The following is a 20,897-nucleotide window of genomic DNA, read 5'->3' on the forward strand; positions in this document are numbered from 1 at the left end:
GCAAAAGCTGCGGGCTAGGAAAGACGGCGCCCACTCAGGCGCCGTTTTTTTTCCGCCCCACCCAGCCAGGACACGAGACAAGCATGCAATCGACAGTGAATTACCAACAGTTGGTCGAGGCCGTCGGCGATGCCGTCATGGCCGCCGACGCCAGCGGCGCCATCAACCTGTGGAACCCCGCCTGCGAGCGGATGTTCGGCTACACCGAAGCCGAGGCGCTGGGCAAGTCGCTGGACATCATCATTCCCCAGCGCCAGCAACAGCGCCACTGGGACGGCTATGCCCACACCATGGCCTCGGGCAAGACCAAGTACGGCACAACCGTGCTGCGGGTGCCGGCCGTGCACAAGGACGGCCACACCCTGTCCATCGCCTTTTCCGTCGCCCTGCTCTTCACGCCGGAGGGCAAGGTGGCCTCCATCGTCGCCGTGGTGCGCGACGAGAGCGCCAAGTTCGCCGAGGAGCGGGCCCTGCGCAAACGCCTGACCGAGTTGGAAACCCAGGCTGCCGGAGTCAAAACTGCATGAACCGCACGGGAAAGCGCCAACCCGGCCCGGTGATTACCATCGGAAGTTGAACCTTTCACTTCCAGCAGGATTTTTATGAGCAAAGCCTTAGACGGGGTCCGCATTCTCGATTTCACGCACGTCCAGTCCGGGCCGACCTGCACCCAGCTGCTGGCCTGGTTCGGCGCCGACGTGATCAAGGTGGAGCGCGCCGGTGAAGGCGACGCCACGCGCGGCCAGCTGCGCGACATCCCCGGTGTCGACAGCCTGTACTTCACCATGCTCAACCACAACAAGCGCTCGATCACGCTGGACACCAAGAAGCCCAAGGGCAAGGAGGTGCTGGACGCGCTGATCAAGACCTGCGACGTGCTGGTGGAGAACTTCGCGCCGGGCGCCCTGGACCGCATGGGCATCACCTGGGAGCACATCCAGAAGCTCAATCCGCGCATGATCGTCGCCTCGGTCAAGGGCTTCGGCCCCGGCCCCTACGAGGACTGCAAGGTCTACGAGAACGTGGCGCAATGCGCCGGCGGCTCGGCCTCGACCACCGGCTTCGACGACGGCCCGCCCATGGTCACCGGCGCCCAGATCGGCGACAGCGGCACCGGCTTGCACCTGGCCCTGGGCATCATGGCCGCCCTGTACCAGCGCAACACCACCGGCCGCGGCCAGAAGGTGCTGGCGCCCATGCAGGACGCCGTGCTCAACCTGTGCCGCGTCAAGCTGCGCGACCAGCAGCGCCTGGAGCGCACCGGCACCATGCACGAGTACCCGCAGTACCCGGACGGCAAGTTCGGCGAGGCCGTGCCGCGCGCCGGCAATGCCTCGGGCGGCGGCCAACCCGGCGCCATCCTCAAGTGCAAGGGCTGGGAGACCGATCCCAACGCCTACATCTACTTCATCACCCAGGGGGCCGTCTGGCCGGCGGTGTGCAAGGTGATCGGCGAGGAAGGCTGGATCGACGACGAGGCCTATGCCACGCCGCAGGCCCGATTGCTGCACCTCAAGCCCATCTTCGCGCGCATCGAGCAGTGGACCATGACCAAGACCAAGTTCGAGGCCATGGACATCCTCAACAAGTTCGACATCCCCTGCGGCCCCATCCTGTCGATGAAGGAAATCGCCGAAGAGCCCGCATTGCGCGAGACCGGCACCATCGTCGAGGTCGACCACCCCACCCGCGGCAAGTACCTCACCGTGGGCAACCCGATCAAGCTGTCGGACAGTCCGACCGACGTCACGCGCTCGCCCCTGCTGGGCGAGCACACGGACGACGTCCTCCAACAACTGGGCTACGGCGCCCAGGACATCGCCCAGTTGCGCGCCGAGCGTGTGATCTGAGCCTTTCCTGAGACGACCAGCCCGCACCGCAAGCAAAAGAACGAGACATCGCCTCCATGAACCATCCCATCATTCCCATCGCGGTGCTGGAAGTCTCCAAACAACGCAAGCGCCAGGCCCCCAAGGGCCGGCGCGTCGATCCGGCCGCGCTGGCCGAGGTGCAAGGCCTGCTGGGCGACGCGCCCCGCCGCGCCGACCTGCTGATCGAGCACCTGCACAAGATCCAGGACCATTTCGGCCACCTGCCTTCGGGCCATCTGGCGGCGCTGGCGCAGGAGATGCGCTTGTCCCAGACCGAGGTCTATGAGGTGGCCAGCTTCTACCACCACTTCGACGTGGTCAAGGAAGGCCAGGACGCGCCCGCCGCCCTGACGGTGCGCGTCTGCGACGGCCTGTCCTGCGAGATGGCCGGCGCCAAGGACCTGCTGGCCAAGCTGCCCTCTATCCTGGGCCGCGACGTGCGCGTCATCCCGGCGCCCTGCGTGGGTCGCTGCGAACAGGCCCCGGTGGCCGTGGTGCACCAGAACCCCATCCCCAACGCGAGCTGCGAGGCCGTGCAGGCGGCAGTGGCCGCCGGCGCCACCACCGACACGGTCGAAGGCTTCATCGACATGGCCGCCTACCAGCAGGACGGCGGCTATGCCCTGCTCAGGCAATGCATGAGCGGCGAGCGCGATGTGGAGGCTGTCATCAAGACCATGGAAGACTCCGGCCTGCGCGGCCTGGGCGGCGCAGGCTTCCCCACCGGGCGCAAGTGGCGCATCGTGCGCGCCGAAAAAGGCCCGCGCCTGATGGCGGTGAACATCGACGAGGGCGAGCCCGGCACCTTCAAGGACCGCGTCTACCTCGAAAAAGACCCGCACCGCTTCCTCGAAGGCATGCTGATTGCCGCCTGGGCGGTAGGCATCGAGAAGATCTACATCTACCTGCGCGACGAATACCACGGCTGCCGCACCATGCTCGAGGCCGAGCTGGACAAGCTGCGTCTGGCCCCGCCCGTGGCCGGCCTGCCCGAGATCGAGTTGCGCCGCGGCGCCGGCGCCTACATCTGCGGCGAAGAGTCGGCCATGATCGAGTCGATCGAAGGCAAGCGCGGCATGCCGCGGCTGCGCCCGCCTTACGTGGCCCAGGTCGGCCTGTTCGGCCGCCCGACGCTGGAGCACAATTTCGAGACGGTGTACTTGGTACGCAAGTTCCTGGAGCAAGGCACGGAATGGTTCACCAAGCAGGGCCTGAACGGGCGCAAGGGCCTGCGGGCATTCTCGGTGTCGGGCCGGGTGCGTGAGCCGGGCGTGAAGATCGCACCGGCCGGCATCACCATCCAGGCGCTGATCGACGACTACTGCGGCGGCATGCTGGAGGGCCAGAGCTTCTACGGCTACCTGCCCGGCGGCGCCTCGGGCGGCATCCTGCCGGCCTCGCTCAACGCCATCCCGCTGGACTTCGACACCCTGCAGCCCTACGGCTGCTTCATCGGATCGGCCTCGGTCATCGTTCTGTCCGACAAGGACACGGCCACCGAAGCGGCGCGCAACATGATGCGCTTCTTCCACCATGAGTCCTGCGGCCAGTGCACGCCCTGCCGCGTCGGCACGGCCAAGGCCGCCCACCTGATGGAACAACCCAAGTGGGACCTGCCGCTGCTGGCCGACCTGTCGCAGGTGATGCGCGATGCATCCATCTGCGGCCTGGGCCAGGCTGCGCCCAACCCCATGGACTGCGTCATCAAGTATTTCCCGCACGAGCTGAATTGAAGGGCTTCCGACCATGAACGCAATCACCCGACAAGAACTGGCCCAGCTCGACACGCCCACCGTCAGCTTCAGCCTCAACGGCCGTGAAGTGACAGGCCGCGCCACCGAAACCATCCTGGAAGTGGCCAAGCGCGAGGGCATCGAGGTGCCCCACCTCTGCTACAAGGAAGGCATGGAGGCCGTGGGCAACTGCCGCTCCTGCATGGTGGAGATCAACGGCGAGCGCGTGCTCGCCCCCTCCTGCTGCCGCGCCCCCACGGCCGGCATGAAGGTCACGACCGACAGCGAGCGCGCCGTCGCCGCCCAGAAGATGGTGCTGGAGCTGCTGCTGTCGGACATGCCCGAGAAGGACTACACCCGCCACAACGAAGTCGACCAGTGGGCCGCAAAGATCGGTGTGGGCAAGCCCCGCTTCGAGGCGCGCGCACCTGTCCAGTACGACTACTCCCACCCGGCCATCGCCGTCAACCTGGACGCCTGCATCCAGTGCACGCGCTGCCTGCGCGCCTGCCGCGACGAACAGGTCAACGACGTGATCGGCCTGGCCTTCCGCGGCGACCAGGCCAAAATCGTCTTCGACATGGACGACCCCATGGGCGCGTCCACCTGCGTGGCCTGCGGCGAATGCGTGCAGGCCTGCCCCACCGGCGCCCTGATGCCGGCGCGCGACGCGGCCCTGGCCGTGCCGGACAAGCAGGTCGAGTCGGTCTGCCCCTATTGCGGCGTCGGCTGCCAGCTGACCTACAACGTCAAGGACGACAAGATCCTGTTCGTCGAGGGCCGTGACGGCCCGGCCAACCACGGCCGCCTGTGCGTCAAGGGCCGCTACGGCTTCGACTACGCCCACCACCCGCAGCGTCTGAAGGTGCCGCTGATCCGCCGCGCCGGCGTGCCCAAGACGGGCGACTTCATCATGGATCCGGACCGGGTGATGGACGTCTTCCGTGAAGCCACCTGGGAAGAGGCGCTGGAGTTCGCCGGCGGCAAGCTGGCCGCCATCCGCGACCAGCACGGCAAGAAGTCGCTGGCCGGCTTCGGCTCGGCCAAGGGCAGCAACGAAGAGGCCTACCTGTTCCAGAAGCTGGTGCGCACCGGCTTTGGCAGCAACAACGTCGACCACTGCACCCGCCTGTGCCACGCCTCCTCGGTCGTGGCCCTGCTCGAGGGTATTGGTTCGGGGGCAGTCTCCAACCCGGTGATGGACGTGACCAAGGCCGACGTGGTCGTCATCATCGGCGCCAACCCCACGGTGAACCACCCCGTGGCCGCCACCTGGATCAAGAACGCGGTGCAAAACGGCACCAAGCTGATCGTCATGGACCCGCGCCGCTCGGACCTGACCCGCATGGCCCACCGCCATCTGCAGTTCAAGCCCGACACCGACGTGCCCATGCTCAACGCGATGATGAACGTCATCGTCACCGAAGGCCTGGTCGACAAGGAGTTCATCGAGAGCCGCACCATCGGCTACGAGGAGCTGCGCAAGAACGTCGAGGGCTACACGCCCGAGCTGATGGCCCCCATCTGCGGCATCGACGCCGACACCCTGCGCTACGTGGCCCGTTTGTTCGCCACCTCCAAGGGCTCGATGATCCTGTGGGGCATGGGCGTGTCGCAGCACGTGCACGGCACGGACAACGCGCGCTGCCTGATCGCCCTGTCGCTGATGACAGGCCAGATCGGCCGTCCCGGCACCGGCCTGCATCCCCTGCGCGGCCAGAACAACGTGCAGGGCGCTTCCGACGCCGGCCTCATCCCCATGATGCTGCCGGACTACCAGCACGTCTCCAAGCCCGAGGTGCGCGCCAGTTTCGAGAAGGCCTGGAAGCTCTCGCCCGGCACGCTGGACGACCAAGTCGGCCTGACGGTGGTCGAGGTGATGCACGCCATCAAGAAGGGCGGCATCAAGGGCATGTACGTGCAGGGCGAGAACCCCGCCATGTCGGACCCGGATGCCAACCACGCCCGTGAAGCCCTGGCGGCGCTGGACCACCTGGTGGTGCAGGACATCTTCCTGACCGAGACCGCCTACCTGGCCGACGTCATCCTGCCGGCTTCCGCCTTCCCCGAAAAGGACGGCAGCTTCACCAACACCGACCGCCTGGTGCAGATGGGCCGCAAGGCCATCAACCCGCCCGGCGACGCCCGGCAAGACCTGTGGATCATCCAGGAGATCGCCAATCGCATGGGCTGCGGCTGGACCTACAAGCATGTGAGCGAAGTCTTTGACGAGATGCGCCACACCATGCCCAGCATCGGCGGCATCACCTGGGACAGGCTGGAGCGCGAGCATTCGGTCACCTACCCCTGCATGAAGGAAGGCGACCCGGGCGACTCGGTGGTCTTCGTCGACGAGTTCCCGCGAGAAGGCGGCCGCGCCCGCTTCGTGCCGGCCGACATCATCCCGGCCAACGAGCGGCCCGACACCGAATACCCCCTGGTGCTGATCACCGGCCGCCAGCTGGAACACTGGCACACCGGCAGCATGACGCGCCGCGCCACGGTGCTGGATGCGCTGGAACCCGATCCGGTCGCCCTGGTCCATCCGCTGGACCTGGCCGCCATGGGCGGCAAGCCGGGCGACGTGATCACCATCGAGTCGCGCCGCGGCGAGGTGGTGCTCTATGCGCGCGCCGACGAGAACTCGCCGCGCGGCGCGATCTTCGTGCCCTTCTGCTACTACGAGGCGGCCATCAACCGGCTGACCAACGCGGCGCTGGACCCGTTTGCCAAGATTCCGGAGTTCAAGTACTGCGCCATCCGCGCCACGCTCGGCGGCCAGCTGCAGGAGCAGGATAGCTACGGCGGCGGCCAGGCCCTGAAGAACGCCGTCGTGGCGGCTGCAGCGGCCTGATCAGGCGGCGGCTGCGTCGGGCGCCAGGAAGCGCTCGACCAGCCGCGTCCAGTAGGCGGCGCCCACCGTGAGGTTGGCGTCGTTGAAGTCGTAGGCGGCGTTGTGCAGCATGGGGCTGGCCTCACCGTTGCCCAGGCGCAAAAAGCAGCCAGGCCGGTGCAGCAGGTAATGGGCAAAGTCCTCGCTGCCGGTCACCGGGCCAAAAGGCGCGACCGTCCGTTCGGACCCCACCAGTTCTTCGGCGACGCCACGTGCGAATTCGGTCTCGGCCGCGCTGTTGACCAGCACCGGATGGCCGCGGTGGTAATCGATCTCCACCGTGCCGCCGTAGCCCGCCACATGCTGGGTCACCAGCTCGGTGATGCGCTGCTGCAGGCGATCACGCACCGCGGGGTGGAAGGAGCGCACGCTCAAGCCCATGGAGGCGCTCTCGGGAATCACGTTGTTGGCGATGCCGGCGTTGAGCGTGCCGATGGTCACCACGGCCGTCTGCACCGGGTCGATGTTGCGCGCCACCACGCTTTGCAGCGCCATCACCAGGCTGCCGGCAATCAGGATGGGATCGACCGCTAGGTGCGGCCGCGCCGCATGGCCGCCCTTGCCGTGGATGAGAATCTCCACCGTGTCGGACGCGGACATGAAGGGCCCGCTGCCGAACAGAAAAGTGCCGGCCGGCGCGCCCGGGTGGTTGTGCAGGCCGAAGATGGCATCGCAGGGAAAGCGCTCGAACAGGCCGTCGGCAATCATCTGCTGGGCGCCGCTGTTGCGCCCGCCCTCCTCCGCCGGCTGGAACACCAGGTTGAGCGTGCCGGAGAACTGCTTTGTCCTGGCCAGTTGCCGCGCCGCGCCCAGCAGCATGGTGGTGTGGCCGTCGTGGCCGCAGGCATGCATGGCGCCGGCCACCTGGCTGGCGTGCTGCACGCCGCTGGCCTCCAGGATGGGCAGGGCGTCCATGTCGGCGCGCAGGCTGACTTTGCGTTGGCCATCGCCCAGCTGCATGCGCCCGACCACGCCGTGGCCGCCGACATTGCGCGTCACCTCGTAGCCCCACTCCGTCAGCCGTGAAGCCACCATTTCGGCGGTGGCTGCCTCCTTGAATGAGAGCTCGGGGTTGCGGTGCAGCTGGTGGCGGATCTGCGTGAGGAAGTCCTGCGCATCAGCCAGGTCGCCGACCTGGCAGTAGGCCTTGTAGGCCGTGCTCATGCTGCTGCCCCGTGCGGTGTGCCTCCCGCACCCAGGTCCCAGTACAGGCCGGTCATGATGCCCAGGCCCTCGCGCAGGATCTCGGGCGGCAGGTGCTCGTTGGGCGCGTGCTGCGAGCAGCCCGGGTAAGAGTGCGGCACCCACACGGCTGTCAGGCCCAACACGTCGGTGAAGATGTCGTTGGGCAGGGAGCCGCCCAGGTTGGGCAGCACGGCCGGCTTCTTGCCACTGCTCTCGGTGATGGACGCCACGGCCCACTGCACCCAGGCGTTGTCCGGATCGATGCGTGTGGCGGCGAACATCTCATCGCGCGCCATGCTCAGTTTCACCATGGGAAAGCCCGCGGCATCCAGGTGGCGGCGCAGGGCCGGCAGGATGTCTTGCGGGTCTGGCCCCACGACAAAGCGCAGCTGGCAGCGGGCCCAGGCGCGCGGCGGGATGGCGTTGACCGGCGTGTCGGGATTGCCGGTCTTGAAGGCCAGCACCTCGAAGGAGCTCCAGCCGAACACCCGCTCGGCCGGCGACAGGCCGGGCTCGCCCCACCAGGGCTCGATCTGCGGGCCATCGGCGCCGCCATCGACCTCGCAGTCGGCCAGAGCGCGGCGCACCGAAGCCGGCAGTTCCTTGGGCACCCATTCGGGCACGCGGATCTGGCCGGTGGGCGAGGTGATGCTGGCAATCGCATGGGCCAACTGGATGCCTGGGTTGGAGATCAGGCCACCCCAGTTGCCCGAGTGGTGGCCGCCCTTGCGTGCCTCGATGGTCAGGTCGAAGTTGCAGCAGCCGCGCGAGCCCAGGAAGATGGTGGGACGCTCGGCGCGCAGGCGCGGGCCGTCGGAAGCGAGCATGACGTCGGCGTTGAACAAGGCCTTGTTGGCCTCGCACAGCTCGCGCAGGCCGGGCGAGACCACTTCCTCGCCCATCTCGATCAGGTACTTGGCATTGAAGCCGAGGCGGCCGCGCAGCTTGAGCACGTTGGCCATGGCCTGCATGTTGACCGAGTGCTGGCCCTTGTTGTCGGCGATGCCGCGGCCATACCAGCGGCCTTCCGACTCGGTCAGCTGCCAGGGTGAGAGGCCAGCCTTCCATTCCGGCTCCAGGCCGCGTATCACGTCGCCGTGGCCATAGCCAAAGACAGTGGGCAAGGCCGGGTCCTCGATGCGCTGGGCAAACAAAAAGGGCGCCTTGGCCTTGGGGTGGGTCAGCAGGCGGCACTCGAAGCCCATGGCCTCGAAGGCCGGCTGCATCTCCGCCTCCAGGTACTGCTGCAGGGCGGCGCCGCGCTCGGGATTCTGGCTCTCTGTGGGGATGGCCACACGCCGCGCCAGGGTCTGGCGGAAGTCGCCGGAGTCGAATTGGGCGTGGGCTGCTTGCAGGGCTTGGGCACGGGTCATGCGGGTTCCTCAGCGGCCACAGGGGCGGCGGCGTACAAATGACAGGCTACTCTTCCCGGCGCGCCGGCGGAAGCCTGGAGCAGGGGCATGGCGCTGTCGCAGTGCGCCATGCGCTGCGGGCAGCGCGGGTGGAAGGCGCAGCCGCTGGGCGGGTTGAGCGGATCGGGGAAAGACAAGCCCAGGCCGGTCTCGGGCAAGCCCAGGCCGGGCTCGGGCGTGAGCACCGACGCCAGCAGGGCTCGGGTGTAGGGATGGCGCGGCCCATGGAACAGGTCGGCCGTGGGCGCCTGCTCCACCACCTTGCCCAGGTACATCACGGCGACCTGGGTGGCGATGTGCTCGACGACAGCCAGGTTGTGGCTGATGAAAACGTAGCTCAGGCCGAACTCGCGGCGCAGTTCCAGCAGCAGGTTCAGGATCTGGGCCTGGACCGACACGTCCAGCGCCGAGGTCGGCTCGTCGCAGATGACGATCTCCGGCCGCATCACCAGGGCACGGGCGATCGCCACCCGCTGGCGCTGGCCGCCCGAGAGCTGGCCCGGCGTGCTGGCCGCATAGCGCGCAGGCAGGCCCACGCGTTCGAGCATCTCCATGGACTGGCGGCGCCGCTCTGCACGTGTGCCAATGCCGTGCACTTCCAGCGGCAGGCTCACGATGTCGGCGATGCTGCGGCGCGGATTGAGCGAGGAGTACGGATCCTGGAATACAGGCTGGATGCGCCGCGCCACGGCCTTACGGTCCAGTCCTGCAACGTCCTGGCCGTCCAGGGTGATGCGGCCGCCACTGGGCGCTGTCAGGCCCAGCAGCATGCGCGCCAGGGTCGACTTGCCGCAGCCGGATTCGCCGACGATGCCCAGCACCTCGCCCTTTTTCAGTGTCAGGTCCACGCCGTTGACCGCGTGCAGCGTACGCTTGGGCTGGAAGAAGCCTCCGCCGATGGCGAAGCTGCGGCTCAGGCCATGGGCTTGCAACAGAGCTTGGCTCATGCCGGCACCTCGTCGAGGATGCAACGCCAGCTCTGGCCGGCGTCCGAGGCCTTGACCGGCACCTGCTGGGCGCAGACCGGCTGGGCGAAAGCGCAACGCTCGCGGAACCCGCAACCCTGCACCTCACCGACCAGCGAAGGCACGACGCCGGGAATGGTGCCCAGCAGGCCGCCGGGCGCGGTGCGCCCCGGCACCGGGATGCAGGCCAGCAGGCCCCGGGTATAGGGATGGTGCGGCTCGGCGAACATCTCGCGCACCGGGCCCTCCTCCACCACCTGGCCGGCGTACATCACGGCCACGCGGTGGGCGATGCGCGCCACTACGCCCAAGTCGTGGGTGATCAGCACCATGGCGATGCCCAGCTCCTGCTGCAGGTCGGCCAGCAGCCGCAGGATCTGCGCCTGGATGGTCACATCCAGCGCGGTGCTGGGCTCGTCAGCGATCAGCAGCTCGGGGCCGCACATCAAGGCCATGGCGATCATCACCCGCTGGCGCAGGCCGCCCGAAAGCTGGTGCGGGTACTGGCCCAGCCGCTGCGCGGCGGAAGCGATGCCCACCTTGCCCAGCAGCTCGATGGCACGATCGCGCGCCTCGGTGACGCTGGCCTTGCGGTGGTGCAGATAGGGCTCCATCAGCTGGTCGCCGATGGTGTAGGCCGGGTTCAAAGCCGTCATCGGCTCCTGGAAGATCATGGCCATCTTGTTGCCGCGCAGCGCGTTGATGCGCTGCGCACTGGCGGTGGCCAGGTCTTCGCCCAGGAAGGACAGTCGCCGGGCGCTGCGCTTGGCCGCCTTGGGCAGCAGGCTCATCAAGGCCAGCGAGGTGATGGACTTGCCGCAGCCCGACTCGCCGACGATGCACAGGGTCTCGCCCCGGCGCACGCTGAAGGACACGTCGCGCACCGCGTGCAGGCTGCCGCGGCCGGTGGCGATGTCCACCGACAGGCCTTGGACTTCAAGCACCACATCGGCGCTCATGCGCGCTCCCCCGGCGCCATCAGCTGGTGCAGGCCATCGCCCGCCAGGTTGATGGAAAAGATCAGCAGGGCCAGGGCGCTGCCGGGCAGCGCGATCAGCCAGAACGAGAAGAACATCGAGGCCTTGGCTTCCGAGATCATCAGGCCCCAGGAGGGCAGCGGCGGCTGCACGCCCAGGCCCAGAAAGGACAGGGAGGCCTCCAGCAAGATGGCACTGGCCGCCTCCAGCGTGGCCACCACGATCAGCTGCGGCAGCACATTGGGCAGCACCTCGCCCAGCAGGATACGGCGGGTGGAGGCGCCGGCCGACTGCGCGGCCGCCACGTAGTCCAGCGAGCGCACCTGCTGCGTGGCGCTGCGCATGACCACGGCGAAGCGGTCCCACTTGAGCAGGCCCAGCACCAGGATGACCACCGTGAGCGAGCCGCCCAGCAAGGCCACCGTGGCCAGGGCCACCAGGATCACCGGCATGGCCAGGCGCGTGGTGACCAGAAAGCTCACCACCATGTCGGCCTTGCCGCCGAAGTAGCCGGCCAGCATGCCCATGGTGGTGCCGATCAGGCCGGAGATCAGGGCTACGCTGGCCCCGATCAGCAACGAGATGCGCGCGCCGTACAGCAGGCGCGACAGGTAATCGCGGCCCAGCGGGTCCGTGCCCAGCACGTGGTTCCAGGCGCCGCCCTCGTACCAGCCGGGCGGCACGTTGCGATTCGCCAGGTCTTGCGCATAGGGGTCGTAGGGTGCGAACAGCGGCGCGAAGACGGCCATGAGCAGGATCAGCAGCAACAGGCCGCCGCCGACCAGCAAGGCCTTGTTGCGCAGCAGCTTCTGGAACAAAGTGGCGTTCATGCTTCAGGCGACGCGGATGCGCGGGTCCAGCCAGGCGTTGGCGATGTCGGAAGCCAGGGTCAGCACCACGTAGATCACCGACAGCAGCAGCACGATCAGCTGCATCACAGGGTAGTCCTTGAAGGTGATGCTCTGGTAGGCCAGGTAGCCCAGGCCGTCCAGAGCAAAGATGGTTTCGATGACCACCGAGCCGCCCAGCAGAAAGCCCAGTTGCACGGCGGTCAGCGCCACCACCGGCACCACGGCATTGCGCAGTGCGTGCTTGAAGATCACGGTGCGCACCGGCAGGCCCTTGGCGCGGGCCGTGCGGATGTAGTCGGCCTCCAGCACCTCGATCATGCCGGCGCGAATCAGGCGCATGAAGGCCGGCGCCGCGTAATAGCCCAGGGCGATGGTGGGCATGATGAAGTGCAGCCAGCTGTCGCTGCCCGACACCGGCAGCACGGCCAGGGTGATGGAGAACAGCATGATCAGCAGCAGGGCGAAGAAGAAGTTCGGCAAGGCCTGGCCGATCACCGCGATGCCCAGGCAGAGACGGTCGATCCAGCTGTTCTTGTAGACCGCCGCCAGCACGCCCAACGGCACCGAGATCAGCAAGGCGAACAGCAGCGAGCTCAGGCCCAGCAGCAAGGTGGTGGCCAGCTTGTCCAGGATCAGCGGGCCCGCCGCCGTCTTGAAGTAGATGGACTCACCGAAGTCGCCGCGCAGGAGCTGGCCCAGCCAGCTGCCGTACTGCACGGGCAGCGGACGGTCGAAGCCGTAGGTCTTGCGAATCAGCTCGATGTCGGCCTGACGGGCACCCTCGCCGGCGATGGCGATGGCCGGGTCGCCCGAGAGGCGCAGCAGCAGGAAGGCGGCCATGGAGACGGCCAGCGCCACCAGCAGGGCCAGGCCCAGCCGTTTGAGGATGTAGGCTGACATTCAGGAGGCGGGATGCTGCTGCTGGCGGAAGGCTGGCTGCGGCAAGCTCACTTCCAGCCCATTTCCCAGAAGCGCACCAGTTCGTCGGGATAGGCCTTGAACGTCAGCTCCTTGCTGGCCACGTAATAGACCGGCAGCGACCACAGGGGCACGGCATGGGCGCGCTCCGCAATCAAGGCCAGGGCCGTCTTGTAATAGGCCTTGCGGGTGGTCGGGTCGACCGAGTTGTTGCCGCGGTTGAGCAGGTCGCGCACCTCGCCGTCGCGTGTGACGTCGTCCGACTCGAAGCCGAAGTACACCGGCGTGGCGGCGGAGACGTCGTTGACCGAGAACGAGCCCCAGGTCTGGTGCGTGAGCTGCGCCTTGTTGGCGCGGATCTGCTCGCGCATGGCGGCGTACTGCGGGAAGCTGAGCTTGGCGCGGATGCCCACAGCGCGCAGGTAGTTGATCAGCGCCTCGGTCTGGTTGCGCTCGCGGTAGGCCACGATTTCCGTGTCAAAGCCGTTGGGGAAGCCCGCCTCGGCCAGCAGCTTCTTGGCCAGCTCCGGGTCGTACTTGTAGCGCGCCGCACCCTCGTCCGAGCAGCCGAACTGGGCCGGGAAGCAGATGGTGTTGATCACGCGCGAGCCGCCGCCGACGATGCTCTTGCTGATGGCCTCACGGTCGATGGCATGGTTGATAGCCTTGCGCACGCGGATGTCCTTGAACTGCGGCGAGGGGCTGCCGTCCATGGCATTGAGCTGCATGAAGACGATGCGCATGGTCTCGCCACTGACCACCTGCAGCTTGGGCGCCTTGGCGGCCTGGTCGGCCTGGTCCTTGGGCACATGCATGATCAGATCCGTGCTGCCGGAGAGCACTTCGGCCATCTGGGTCTGGCGGTCCGGGATGAAGCGGATCTCGATCTTGGCGATCTTGGGCAGGGGCTTGGGCGAGTCCTTGAAGTAGGCGGTGTTGCGCTCCAGCACGATGGACTTGCCCGGCGTGTACTGCGTGACCTTGTAGGGGCCCGAGCCCACCGGCTTGAGGTTCATGCCCTTGGGGCCGGCTTCGGTGTAGTACTTGACCGGATGGATCACCACGGGGCCGGCCAGGTACTCGATGGCGGCCGGGAAGATCTTCTTGGTGGTCAGCCGCACCTTGTACTTGCCGAGTTTTTCGGCCTTCTCGATCCAGTTGACGTTGGCCTGGGTCGTGACCTTGTTGGCCGGGTCGGCGATGAAGTTCAGGGTGTAGACCACCGAATCGGCGTCGAACTCTTCGCCGTTGTGGAATTTGATGCCCTCGCGCAGGTCGAAGTCGATGACACGCTCATTGACCTGCTTCCAGCTCTTGGCCAGCTGGCCCTTGTACTCGTTGGTCACCGGGTCGCGGTAGATCAGCGTGTCCCAGACGTTGGCGCCGATGATGACGCCGATGCGCACGTTGTTGAAGAAGGGGTCGACGCTTTCTGGTGCCTGGTCGTAGGCGAAGCGCAGTGTGTCGTCTTTTTTGGCCGCTTGCGCCGTGCCTGCGAGGCCGGCCATGGAGAACAAAAGTGCGCAGGTGATGGACCGCGCAATGGACTTCTTTGTGACTTCGAACTTCATGTCGCCCCTCGGTCGATGTGTGAAATTCAGTGTAAGCCAGAATCAGGCCAGCCCCTGCAGGGCAGGCCCCAGGCACGGTCAGCCGTGGGCTGCGCGCGAGTCCTTTGGCGCCTGCTCTCGCTCTTGCAAGCCGTAGTCGCGGGTGACTTCGGCGATGCGCAGCCGGTAGTCCTTGAACATGGTGGTGCGGCCGGCGCTCTGAGCGGCGCGGTGCGCCTCCAGGTTGCGCCAGGCCGTCAGGCAGGCGTCATCCCGCCAGAACTGCAGCGACAAGAGCTTGTCCGGATCGGTCAGGCTCTGGAAGCGCTCGATGGAGATGAAGCCATCCATCTTCAGCAGTTCGGTCTTGAGTTCGGCGGCCCAGTTCAGGTAGCCCTCGCGGTGCGCCGGGTCGGGCCAGACTTCAAAGATCACGCTCACCATGGTGTGTCCTTTCTTCTTTCAATGCACAAACAGGGGGCTGCTGATGTTGGCCAGCGGCCGGAACCCTTCCTGCGCCCCGAAATACGAAGCAAACTGGCCTGTAGAGCGCATGGATATTGCGAAAGTTGCTACGATTTCAATAGCAATTGCAGCGCCGGGGCAGGCATGGCAGCCCTCGCCGAAGCCCATGCTGCGCGGCTGCGGGCGCTGCGGGTCGAAGCGCTCAGGCTCGATATTGAGCGCAGCGTCGCGGTTGGCGGCGGCCAGAACCACCAGCACGCCCTGCCCCGCCGCGATGCGCTGGCCGGCGAGTTCCAGGTCCTGCGCGGCAAAGCGCCGCGTGTTCTGCGTGGGCGCGCACCAGCGCTCCACCTCGGTCACGAAGGAGCGCATGTGGTCCGGCGCCGGCTGCTCACGCAGCTGCAGCACTGTGTGGCCGATCAGGGCGGCAGTGGCGTCCAGCGACTGCTGCATGAACGCGATGCGGTTGGCCGCCTGCACAGACCCCAGGCCCAGGGCCTGGCCTTGTGCCATCAAGGCGGCCGCGCCCTCCACCGCCCGGCCGACCGCATCCGCCGACGCACCTGGCGCGATGCCGGCGACAAAGCTGCGCACCCACTCGCATGTGGCGTCGCGCTGCGCCGCGGGCACACCCAGCAGCAGAGCCAGGGCCCGCACCGGCAGGCGGGCCATGAAGGCGTTGGGATCTTCGACATCCGCCAGTTCCTGCGAGGCCGCGCGGGCTGCGGCCGCCACGTCGTCCAGGCTCCAGCGGCGCGCCGCCTGTTCCACTGCCGGCTTATGAGCGGCGTGGAAGTCACCATCCGTCATGCGCACCAGCTGCGCAAAGACCTCGCCCGCGGCCGTGCCCAGCAAGGCCGTTGGCACGGGCTCGGCCGGCGGCCGCACGCGCAGCTGCGGATGGGCCAGGGCCGCGGCCACGGTCGCTAGGCTGCTGGCCACCCAGAGATTCAGCGTGGGGTCGAAAAACAGCGGCTGCTCTTCGCGCAGGCGCCGGTAGTAAGGCCAGGGATCAGCGTGGGTGACGGCAGTGACAGCGTTGATAGCGGCGTTCTCAGGATGCATGGGGCAAGTGTGTTTGCCGCCTGCCGGTTTGTCGAGCCGGAACAGTTTGGCGGCGGGCAAACTGTTGGCGCTAGCCAGGCGCTGCGCCGGGCAGTATGGTTGCACCATGCCCTCCTCTGCTTCCACCACCGAACCCGACATCGCCCGCCTGGCCGCCACCGTGGGCGACGCCCGCCGCATCCAGATGCTGTGCCTGCTGATGGAGGGCCGCGCGCTCACCGCCAAGGAGCTGGCCCTGGGCGCCGGCATCGAGCCGGCCACCGCCACCGCGCATCTGAAGCGCCTGCTCGATGACGGCCTGCTGGAATCCACCGCCCAGGGCCGCCACAAGTACTTCCGCTTTGCCTCCGAGCAGGTGGCGCAGATGGTGGAGTCGCTGATGCGCGTGGCTCCGCCGCGCAAGCTGCAACCGGCCGCCAAAGCCGATGAGCCGATTCGCCGTGCGCGCTTTTGCTACGACCACCTGGCGGGCAGTCTGGGCACGGGCTTGTTGGCGCTGCTTCTGAAGAAGGGCTGGCTGGAGACAGATGCGGAAGACCCGCGGCAACTGCTGATCACGGCCAAGGGCGACAAGGCGCTCACGGCACTAGGCCTTGATGTGGACGCCGCCCGCGCCCGCCGCCGCCAGTTTGCCTGTCGCTGCCTGGATTGGTCCGAGCGCAAAGACCATCTGGGCGGCGCATTGGGCGCGGCGCTGGCGGAGCAGTTCAAGGCACTGAAGTGGATCAGCCGGGAGAAGCACAGCCGGGTGGTGAAGGTGACGGCGCTGGGGAGGTCGCAGTTGCAACAACTGGGACTGGCGCTAGCATGAAGCCTGCCCCTCGCCAAAGGAGAAATGCCATGTGGATCCAGGCCGCCCCCGCGCTCATTGCTTTCACTACCCTCCTGCTCCCCGCCATGGCGCAAGCCCAGGTGTTCCGCTGCACCAATGCAGCAGGCCAGACCGAGTACATGGACGCGCCCTGCGCCGGCGGCAAGGGCCGCACGGTTGAGGTCGACCAGAACACCTTGCCCGGCCAGGCCGGCCGTGAGCAGGTCTTGAAGGACGAAAACGAACGCTTGCGCAACGCCCAGGCGGCCAACCAGCGCAATGCAGCGGCCGATGTCCCCCTGGGCCGCACCGAGGCCGATCTGCAGGCCGAGCGGGCCAACTCTTACGAATGCAAGCGTGCCACGCGCAGCTACGAGGTGGCGGCCAGCTCAATCCACTCCTGGCGCAACACCGAGCCGGAGGAACTGGCCATGTACAGCGCCTGCGGCATGCGCGTGCCGGACAAGACCGTGGTCAACAACGTCTACGTCAGCGGCTGGGCGCAGCCTGTGCGCATGGCCCGCTGCGACCGGCGCGACTGCCGCGATGCGCTGGGCAACCAGTACACCCGCGGTCCCGGCGGCAGCTACCGCAATGCACGCGGCATCTGTACCCTGTCAAATGCCCGGCTTCAGTGCCCCTGAGCGAAGGCGCGGCAATGGCCTTCGGGATGTCCAAAAGCGGAACGAAAAAGCCCGTCAAGGCGCCGGCTGCCGCCAGCAAGCCCCGCCTGGTGACCGTTGAGGTGAAGCTGACGCCTGCACAGCAAAAGAAATTCCAGGCTCTGGGCGGCGATGGCTGGCTGCGCGACCGGATTGACGCAGCAGACGCCGAGTCTGCGGCCAACCCCTTCAAGCTTGAGGATTGACGGCGCCTGCGGCGAGGCCTGAATCAAGCCCCCGGCTCCGTGCCCACCCTGCCCGTCCCATCGCAGTCCGGACACGGCCCGCCATTGAGCATGCCGTCGCCGCCGCAGGCGCGGCAGAAATCGTTGTCTTCGTTCAGCTTGAGGGCGGCGGCCACGCCGCGCGGCGGGATGTCCAGCGAGGCACCGGGATCCTCTTCGCCGGCCACCGATTCATCGGCGATGTCAACGGGGCGGTTGGAGGCGGGAGCAGGTACGGCGGTCATGCAGCCATCCTAAGCCCGCGCGCGCTGCGCCGGCTGTAGGACGGCGGCGTGCGCGCTCAGCGGTTGCGCCAGACCGGCTTGCGCTTGGCGTTGAAGGCCTGCACGCCTTCGCGGAAGTCCTCGCTGCCGTAAGCGCGGCGGATCAGGTCTTCCGCTTCCGGCAGTTGGTGCGCCACCAGGCGGCTCAAGGCCTCCTTGGTCACAGCCTGGGTCACCGGCGCCAGCGAGGCCAGTTGCTTGCAGCGCTCCTGCACGGCCGCATCCAGGGCCTGCGCCGGCAGCACCTGGGCCAGGTAGCCGCAGGCCAGGCCTTCGGCCGCCTCCAGAACCTCCGCGCCAACCAGCATGCGCTGCACGCGGCCGCGGCCGAAAGCAGCCACCAGCCGCGCCAGGTTGGCGATGGACAGGCAGTTGCCCAGGGTGCGCGCGATGGGCACGCCCAGCTTGGCGTCTGGCGTGGCGATGCGGATGTCGCAGGCCGTGGCAATCGCCAGGCCGCCGCCCACGCACCAGCCCTCGATCACGGCCACCGTGGCCATGGGCAAGGACTCCAGCAAGGCGATGGCGGCGTCGATCTGGCGCTCGTAGGCCACGCCGTCCTCGCCGCCCGTGAAGTCCTTGAACTGCGCGATGTCGGTGCCGGCCACAAAGGCCGCGCCGCCGGCGCCGCGCAGCGTCACCACGCGCACTGCGCTGTTGGCCTTGAGCTGTTCGCAGGCCCCGCCCAGTTGCTGGTACATGGACCAGGTCATGGCGTTGCGTGCCTGCGGCCGGTCGAAGACGATGGAGGCGAAGGCGCCCTCCACTTTCAGGTGAACGGCTGCTTCGTCGTTGGTCGCGCTCATGAGGAGAACGCGCCTTCCAAGCCCAGCCGGGTGCGCTCCTCAGCGCCGATGCCCAGCTCCTGCAGCACCTCGTCCGTGTGCTCACCCAGGCGCGGCGGGTACCGGCGCACCTGCTGCGGCGTGCCCGAGAGCTTCACGGCAAAGCCGATGTTGGGCACCTTGCCTTCCACCGGATGGTCGATCTCCATGCGCATCTCTCGCGCCTTGGCGTGATCGCTCTCGAAGGCCTCGGGGTAGGTCAGGATGGGGCCGGCGGGAATGCCGGCCTCCAGGAAGGTGGAGACCCAGTAGTCCTTGGGCTGCAGGCGGAATGTTTTTTCCAGCTCCACCTCCAGCGCGTGGCGGTTGGCCAGGCGCAGCGAGATGCTTGAAAAGCGTTGGTCTTCCAGCAGCTCCTTGCGGTCCATCAGATTGCACAGCTGGATCCAGAGCTTCTGGTTGTTGGCGCCCATCACGAAGTAACCGTCGCTGCAGGCCATGGCCTGGTAAGGCGCAGTCATCTTGTTGCTGGTGCCCAGCGGCTCGGGCGGCTTGCCCGTGCCCCAGTAGTCGCAGATGTCCCAGACCGAAAACGCCAGGGCCGAGTCGAACAGGGACGCGTCCACATGCTGGCCCAGGCCACTGGCCTTGGCGCCGATGTAGGCCGACAGCGTGGCGTACACCGCGAACAGCGCACAGCCGATGTCGGCCACAGGCACGCCGGCCTTGACCGGCGGGCCGCCCGGATAACCCGTCACGCTCATCACGCCCGACATGGCCTGCGCCATCAGATCGAAGCCCGGCCTGTCCGACCAGGGCCCGGTCTGGCCAAAGCCCGAGATGCTGGTGTAGACCAGGCGCGGGTTCACCTCTTTCAAGACCTCGTAGCCCAGGCCCAACCTCTTCATCGCGCCGGGGCGGTAGTTCTCCAGCAGGATGTCGGCGTCTTTCGCCAGGCGCAGCAGCACTTCCTTGCCCGCCTTGGACTTCAGGTTCAGCGCCACGCTGCGCTTGTTGCGGTTCATGTTGAGGAAGCCCAGGCTGTCGGGGCCCTTCATCTTGAAACCCATGGCGCCGCGGGTCTGGTCGCCCGTTCCGGGCGGCTCGATCTTGATGACGTCGGCGCCCAGGTCGGCCAGCAGCATGCAGGCATAGGGCCCGGCCATCACCTGGCTGATGTCCAGCACGCGGACACCGGCCAGGGGCAAGGGACGTTTGGCTTCGCTTGCGCTCATGCCTCTCCCTTGACTCCGCCGTCCTTGATGATCTTGGCCCACTTGATCTGCTCGGCGTGCATGAAGTCGGCAAACTTCTCGACCGAGCCGCCGCCATCCTGCGCGCCGGAAGCGTTGAGCTTCTCCACCACATCGGGCATCTGCATGGCCTTGTTGATGTCCTCGTTCATGCGCCTGGCCATGGCGGCGGGCAGCTTGGCCGGGCCGGCGAAGCCGTACCAGGTGGTGGCTTCGAAGCCGGGGAAGCCCGACTCGGCCATGGTCGGCACATTGGGATAGGCCGGCACGCGGTTCTGCCGCGTTTGCGCGAGGGCAATCGCCTTGCCGCTCTTCACATGGGGCGTGGCCGCCGTCATGGTGTCGAAGCTGTACTGGATCTGGCCGCCGATCAGGTCGGTCAGCATGGGGCCCGAGCCCTTGTACGGCACATGGATGGCCTTGACCTTGGCGGCCAGCATGAACATCTCCAGCGCCAGGTGCTGGGCGCTGCCGGTGCCGGCCGAGCCGAAACTCACCTTGCCCGGGTTGGCGCGGCACAGTTCGACCAGATCCTTCACCGTCTTGGCCGGCTGGCTCTCGTTGCAGATCAAGAGGTTGGGCGTCACACCCACCAGCACGATGGGCGCGAAGTCCTTGGCGGCGTCGTAGTTGACCTTCTGCAGTGCCGGCGTGATGGCCTGGCTGTTGATGTGGGCCATCAGCAAGGTGTTGCCGTCGCCGGCGGCCTTGGCCACGTAGTCGGCGGCGATGGTGCCCGAGGCGCCGGCCTTGTTCTCCACGATGACCTGGGTCTTCCACATCTCGCCCAGCTTCTGGCCGATGACGCGCGCCAGGATGTCGGTGCCGCCGCCGGGCGCGAAGCCCACGATGATGCGCACCGGCCCGCCGGGCAGGTTCTGGGCACGGACCAGGGGCGCCGCGATGGTGGCGGTCGTCGCGATGGTGAAGGTTCTACGCTGCATGCTTGTCTCCTGTTATAAAAATCACAAGGACGCGTGTGCCGCAGGCACC

Annotated in this window: 20 protein-coding genes; 7 read left to right on the plus strand and 13 right to left on the minus strand. The window is 67.4% G+C overall.

What is annotated here, in order from left to right:
* The first annotated feature begins 83 nt into the window (after positions 1-83).
* The 4 genes from Q0632_RS10480 (at position 84) to fdhF (ending at position 6,458) form a co-directional block, all read left to right on the plus strand.
* Positions 84-527: a PAS domain-containing protein gene (locus tag Q0632_RS10480; protein WP_298928569.1), complete on the plus strand. Its 444-nt coding sequence runs from the start codon at positions 84-86 to the stop codon at positions 525-527.
* 75 nt (positions 528-602) lie between these two features.
* Positions 603-1,850, plus strand: coding sequence for a formyl-CoA transferase (gene frc, locus Q0632_RS10485; protein ID WP_298928572.1), 1,248 nt, complete (start codon positions 603-605; stop codon positions 1,848-1,850).
* A 56-nt stretch (positions 1,851-1,906) separates the two neighbouring features.
* Positions 1,907-3,604 carry an NADH-ubiquinone oxidoreductase-F iron-sulfur binding region domain-containing protein gene (locus Q0632_RS10490; RefSeq protein ID WP_298928575.1) on the plus strand — a complete coding sequence of 566 codons (1,698 nt, stop codon included), beginning with the start codon at positions 1,907-1,909 and terminating at the stop codon, positions 3,602-3,604.
* Between the two features lie 13 nt (positions 3,605-3,617).
* Positions 3,618-6,458: a formate dehydrogenase subunit alpha gene (gene fdhF / locus Q0632_RS10495; RefSeq protein WP_298928577.1), complete on the plus strand. Its 2,841-nt coding sequence runs from the start codon at positions 3,618-3,620 to the stop codon at positions 6,456-6,458.
* Here fdhF and Q0632_RS10500 read toward each other — a convergent pair whose 3' ends face one another.
* From Q0632_RS10500 to Q0632_RS10540, 9 genes are all read right to left on the minus strand, one after another.
* A complete protein-coding gene (locus Q0632_RS10500) occupies positions 6,459-7,661 on the minus strand; it encodes a M20 aminoacylase family protein (protein WP_298928580.1) in 1,203 nt (400 codons plus the stop codon).
* Positions 7,658-9,055 carry a M20 family metallopeptidase gene (locus Q0632_RS10505; protein ID WP_298928583.1) on the minus strand — a complete coding sequence of 466 codons (1,398 nt, stop codon included), beginning with the start codon at positions 9,053-9,055 and terminating at the stop codon, positions 7,658-7,660. The genes Q0632_RS10500 and Q0632_RS10505 overlap by 4 nt, the downstream gene beginning before the upstream one ends.
* Positions 9,052-10,041, minus strand: a complete 990-nt coding sequence (locus Q0632_RS10510) for an ABC transporter ATP-binding protein (protein WP_298928586.1) — start codon at positions 10,039-10,041, stop codon at positions 9,052-9,054. The genes Q0632_RS10505 and Q0632_RS10510 overlap by 4 nt, the downstream gene beginning before the upstream one ends.
* Positions 10,038-11,018: an ABC transporter ATP-binding protein gene (locus tag Q0632_RS10515; RefSeq protein ID WP_298928589.1), complete on the minus strand. Its 981-nt coding sequence runs from the start codon at positions 11,016-11,018 to the stop codon at positions 10,038-10,040. The genes Q0632_RS10510 and Q0632_RS10515 overlap by 4 nt, the downstream gene beginning before the upstream one ends.
* Positions 11,015-11,866: an ABC transporter permease gene (locus Q0632_RS10520; RefSeq protein ID WP_298928592.1), complete on the minus strand. Its 852-nt coding sequence runs from the start codon at positions 11,864-11,866 to the stop codon at positions 11,015-11,017. Before Q0632_RS10520 ends, Q0632_RS10515 begins: the two co-directional genes overlap by 4 nt.
* 3 nt (positions 11,867-11,869) lie before the next feature.
* Positions 11,870-12,787 (minus strand): ABC transporter permease, encoded by a 918-nt coding sequence (locus tag Q0632_RS10525; protein ID WP_298928595.1) that lies wholly within the window; start codon positions 12,785-12,787, stop codon positions 11,870-11,872.
* Positions 12,788-12,834: 47 nt separating this feature from the next.
* Positions 12,835-14,376, minus strand: a complete 1,542-nt coding sequence (locus tag Q0632_RS10530; RefSeq protein ID WP_298928598.1) for an ABC transporter substrate-binding protein — start codon at positions 14,374-14,376, stop codon at positions 12,835-12,837.
* Between the two features lie 78 nt (positions 14,377-14,454).
* A complete protein-coding gene (locus Q0632_RS10535) occupies positions 14,455-14,799 on the minus strand; it encodes an antibiotic biosynthesis monooxygenase (RefSeq protein WP_298928601.1) in 345 nt (114 codons plus the stop codon).
* 18 nt (positions 14,800-14,817) lie between these two features.
* On the minus strand, positions 14,818-15,885 hold the full coding sequence (locus tag Q0632_RS10540; RefSeq protein WP_298928604.1) for a cytochrome P450: 1,068 nt from the start codon (positions 15,883-15,885) through the stop codon (positions 14,818-14,820).
* Positions 15,886-15,991: 106 nt separating this feature from the next.
* On the opposite strand from Q0632_RS10540, the gene Q0632_RS10545 reads away from it, so the two are divergent.
* Genes Q0632_RS10545 through Q0632_RS10555 form a run of 3 tightly spaced genes read left to right on the plus strand, consistent with a single transcriptional unit; the run spans position 15,992 to position 17,564 of the window.
* Positions 15,992-16,696 carry a winged helix-turn-helix domain-containing protein gene (locus tag Q0632_RS10545; protein WP_298928607.1) on the plus strand — a complete coding sequence of 235 codons (705 nt, stop codon included), beginning with the start codon at positions 15,992-15,994 and terminating at the stop codon, positions 16,694-16,696.
* Positions 16,697-16,725: 29 nt separating this feature from the next.
* Complete coding sequence (locus Q0632_RS10550; RefSeq protein WP_298928610.1) at positions 16,726-17,340, plus strand: DUF4124 domain-containing protein; 615 nt, start codon at positions 16,726-16,728, stop codon at positions 17,338-17,340.
* A 26-nt stretch (positions 17,341-17,366) separates the two neighbouring features.
* Positions 17,367-17,564 carry a hypothetical protein gene (locus tag Q0632_RS10555; protein WP_298928613.1) on the plus strand — a complete coding sequence of 66 codons (198 nt, stop codon included), beginning with the start codon at positions 17,367-17,369 and terminating at the stop codon, positions 17,562-17,564.
* A gap of 23 nt (positions 17,565-17,587) precedes the next feature.
* On the opposite strand, the gene Q0632_RS10560 is transcribed toward Q0632_RS10555, so the two are convergent.
* From Q0632_RS10560 to Q0632_RS10575, 4 genes are read right to left on the minus strand one after another with little or no spacing between them, the layout of a single operon-like run.
* Positions 17,588-17,827, minus strand: coding sequence for a hypothetical protein (locus Q0632_RS10560; protein WP_298928616.1), 240 nt, complete (start codon positions 17,825-17,827; stop codon positions 17,588-17,590).
* Positions 17,828-17,883: 56 nt separating this feature from the next.
* Complete coding sequence (locus Q0632_RS10565) at positions 17,884-18,672, minus strand: enoyl-CoA hydratase/isomerase family protein (protein WP_298928619.1); 789 nt, start codon at positions 18,670-18,672, stop codon at positions 17,884-17,886.
* Positions 18,669-19,886, minus strand: coding sequence for a CoA transferase (locus Q0632_RS10570; RefSeq protein WP_298928622.1), 1,218 nt, complete (start codon positions 19,884-19,886; stop codon positions 18,669-18,671). The genes Q0632_RS10565 and Q0632_RS10570 overlap by 4 nt, the downstream gene beginning before the upstream one ends.
* The gene (locus tag Q0632_RS10575; RefSeq protein WP_298928625.1) at positions 19,883-20,848 is read right to left on the minus strand and encodes a tripartite tricarboxylate transporter substrate binding protein; all 966 of its coding nucleotides are present in this window, start codon (positions 20,846-20,848) and stop codon (positions 19,883-19,885) included. The genes Q0632_RS10570 and Q0632_RS10575 overlap by 4 nt, the downstream gene beginning before the upstream one ends.
* Positions 20,849-20,897 lie beyond the last annotated feature (49 nt).

Source organism: uncultured Ramlibacter sp. (assembly GCF_936925435.1).
Lineage (GTDB): Bacteria > Pseudomonadota > Gammaproteobacteria > Burkholderiales > Burkholderiaceae_C > Ramlibacter.

Excerpts from the sequence above, each read along its gene's own strand:
- Q0632_RS10525 (WP_298928595.1), bottom strand. The coding sequence starts at position 12,787 with ATGTCAGCCTACATCCTCAAACGGCTGGGCCTGGCCCTGCTGGTGGCG.
- Q0632_RS10575 (WP_298928625.1), bottom strand. The coding sequence starts at position 20,848 with ATGCAGCGTAGAACCTTCACCATCGCGACGACCGCCACCATCGCGGCG.
- Q0632_RS10505 (WP_298928583.1), bottom strand. The coding sequence starts at position 9,055 with ATGACCCGTGCCCAAGCCCTGCAAGCAGCCCACGCCCAATTCGACTCC.
- Q0632_RS10530 (WP_298928598.1), bottom strand. The coding sequence starts at position 14,376 with ATGAAGTTCGAAGTCACAAAGAAGTCCATTGCGCGGTCCATCACCTGC.
- Q0632_RS10570 (WP_298928622.1), bottom strand. The coding sequence starts at position 19,886 with ATGAGCGCAAGCGAAGCCAAACGTCCCTTGCCCCTGGCCGGTGTCCGC.
- frc (WP_298928572.1), top strand. The coding sequence starts at position 603 with ATGAGCAAAGCCTTAGACGGGGTCCGCATTCTCGATTTCACGCACGTC.
- Q0632_RS10545 (WP_298928607.1), top strand. The coding sequence starts at position 15,992 with ATGCCCTCCTCTGCTTCCACCACCGAACCCGACATCGCCCGCCTGGCC.
- Q0632_RS10490 (WP_298928575.1), top strand. The coding sequence starts at position 1,907 with ATGAACCATCCCATCATTCCCATCGCGGTGCTGGAAGTCTCCAAACAA.
- Q0632_RS10520 (WP_298928592.1), bottom strand. The coding sequence starts at position 11,866 with ATGAACGCCACTTTGTTCCAGAAGCTGCTGCGCAACAAGGCCTTGCTG.
- Q0632_RS10510 (WP_298928586.1), bottom strand. The coding sequence starts at position 10,041 with ATGAGCCAAGCTCTGTTGCAAGCCCATGGCCTGAGCCGCAGCTTCGCC.
- Q0632_RS10550 (WP_298928610.1), top strand. The coding sequence starts at position 16,726 with ATGTGGATCCAGGCCGCCCCCGCGCTCATTGCTTTCACTACCCTCCTG.
- Q0632_RS10540 (WP_298928604.1), bottom strand. The coding sequence starts at position 15,885 with ATGCATCCTGAGAACGCCGCTATCAACGCTGTCACTGCCGTCACCCAC.
- Q0632_RS10535 (WP_298928601.1), bottom strand. The coding sequence starts at position 14,799 with ATGGTGAGCGTGATCTTTGAAGTCTGGCCCGACCCGGCGCACCGCGAG.
- Q0632_RS10565 (WP_298928619.1), bottom strand. The coding sequence starts at position 18,672 with ATGAGCGCGACCAACGACGAAGCAGCCGTTCACCTGAAAGTGGAGGGC.
- Q0632_RS10480 (WP_298928569.1), top strand. The coding sequence starts at position 84 with ATGCAATCGACAGTGAATTACCAACAGTTGGTCGAGGCCGTCGGCGAT.
- Q0632_RS10515 (WP_298928589.1), bottom strand. The coding sequence starts at position 11,018 with ATGAGCGCCGATGTGGTGCTTGAAGTCCAAGGCCTGTCGGTGGACATC.
- Q0632_RS10500 (WP_298928580.1), bottom strand. The coding sequence starts at position 7,661 with ATGAGCACGGCCTACAAGGCCTACTGCCAGGTCGGCGACCTGGCTGAT.
- Q0632_RS10560 (WP_298928616.1), bottom strand. The coding sequence starts at position 17,827 with ATGACCGCCGTACCTGCTCCCGCCTCCAACCGCCCCGTTGACATCGCC.
- Q0632_RS10555 (WP_298928613.1), top strand. The coding sequence starts at position 17,367 with ATGTCCAAAAGCGGAACGAAAAAGCCCGTCAAGGCGCCGGCTGCCGCC.
- fdhF (WP_298928577.1), top strand. The coding sequence starts at position 3,618 with ATGAACGCAATCACCCGACAAGAACTGGCCCAGCTCGACACGCCCACC.